General features: G+C 78.8%; 2 protein-coding genes. Both read right to left on the reverse strand.

Translation table 11 applies throughout. The annotated features are described in order from the left end of the window. Positions 1-720: glycosyltransferase family protein (locus HLB09_RS16860; RefSeq protein ID WP_212771296.1), on the reverse strand; the 720-nt coding region annotated here is incomplete at its 3' end. 109 nt (positions 721-829) lie between these two features. Beyond that, positions 830-1,533, reverse strand: a 704-nt coding sequence (locus HLB09_RS16865) for a class F sortase (protein ID WP_171204449.1), incomplete at its 5' end; no start/stop codon positions are given.

The raw sequence follows: 1,533 nt of genomic DNA on the forward strand, positions 1-1,533 counted from the left end.
GACCGGCGGGCGGGCCCCGGCGTCGGCGCCGGGCACGCGGCCCTGGGCGAGGTAGCCGACGTGGACGCAGCGGGCGGCGACGTCGGGGGCCATACCGGCGGCCGCCGGCAGGTCGTGGACGGCGGCGTCGCCGTAGACCCACACCTCGTCGTAGCAGCGGCGCACGGCCTCGTCACCGCCGTCGACGGCCCACTGGGCGGCCGCGGACGCCGGGTCGTCGAGGACGTCGCGGAGGCCGAGGACGGCGCGGGTGCCGCGGCCGCGGAGGACGGGCAGGACGCCGGCGAGCTCGCCCCGGAACCCCCACGGCGCCTTGTCGACGACGAGGAGGTCGGGCGCGAAGGAGGTCAGCGCGGTCGTGAGGAGCGCGCTGCGGATCCCGACGACGTCGGCCAGGTCCGAGCGCAGCGCCCGGGGGGCGTACCCGCCGTCGGCGTCCTTGCGGACGCCCGGCAGCACGACGACGTCGACCCCCGGGGGCCGGGGGAAGAGGCCGGCCTCGGGGGCCCCGGTGAGGACGAGCACGTCGGCGCCCGCGCCGCCGCGCCCGTCACCGGCGAGGACCTCGGCGAGGGCGAGGTTGCGGCGCAGGTGCCCGAGACCCTGCGTGTCGTGGCCGTAGAGGGCGACGCGGCGCCGCGGACGGGGCACGCCGGGCAGGGCGCGCACCCCCGCGCGCAGCCGCCGGGACGGGGGGGAGTGGGTGCCGCGATCGACCATGGGCCAGACCGTGGTCCACGACCATGACGGGCCCGTGAGGCGTCCATGAGGGCGCCCTCATGGACGCCCCGGGGGGTCGAGCCCCCGTCGACGAGGGACCGGCACGGTGTCAGCGGGCCGCGTCGCCCGCCAGCTCGGCCGTGACGACGAGGTTCTCGGTGGAGCGGCCGCCGTCCTCGCGCTGGAAGCACGTGATGAGCACCAGGCGGCCGGGGTGGACGGCCCAGACCTCGTCGGCGTCCGGCAGCTCGCCCTTGCCGTAGCGGCGGACGTCGGTGACCGCGTACTCGGCGGTGCCCGAGGGGGTCTCGACCTCGACGCGGTCCCCGGGGCCCACCGCACCGCCCTGGAAGTCGGGGTCGAGCAGCGGGTCGAAGGCGGCCTCGCCGCGGCTCCAGGAGTGCGCCGCGATGTAGACGGTGTTGTCCGGAGCGGAGGCCCCCGCCCCCGGCCGGCCGTACGGGTCGATCCAGTACGCGTCCGTCATCGTCGGCGGGTTGATGGCCCCGCCGTCCGGCTCGAGGGGGTGCACGGGCAGGTCGATGCCGACGGAGGGCACGCGCAGCCGCACGTCGGCGTCCGCGTCGAGCGCCGGCACGGCCGTGGGCTGGGGCTCGGCCTCCGGCGCAGCGACGTCGTCCTCGAGGGGCGCGACGGTGAGCGCGGGCTCCGGGGCGATCGTGCGCTGCGACGACGCCGTCGGGGCGGCCCCGAGGTCGGGCTCCTGCCCGGCCAGGCCCGCGGCGACGAGCGAGCCCCCGGTCACGGCCAGCAGCGCCGCCACGACCAGGGCCACCGCGCGCCGCGGCGGGC

The sequence above is a fragment of the Pseudokineococcus marinus genome, assembly GCF_013004605.1.
GTDB lineage: Bacteria > Actinomycetota > Actinomycetes > Actinomycetales > Quadrisphaeraceae > Pseudokineococcus > Pseudokineococcus marinus.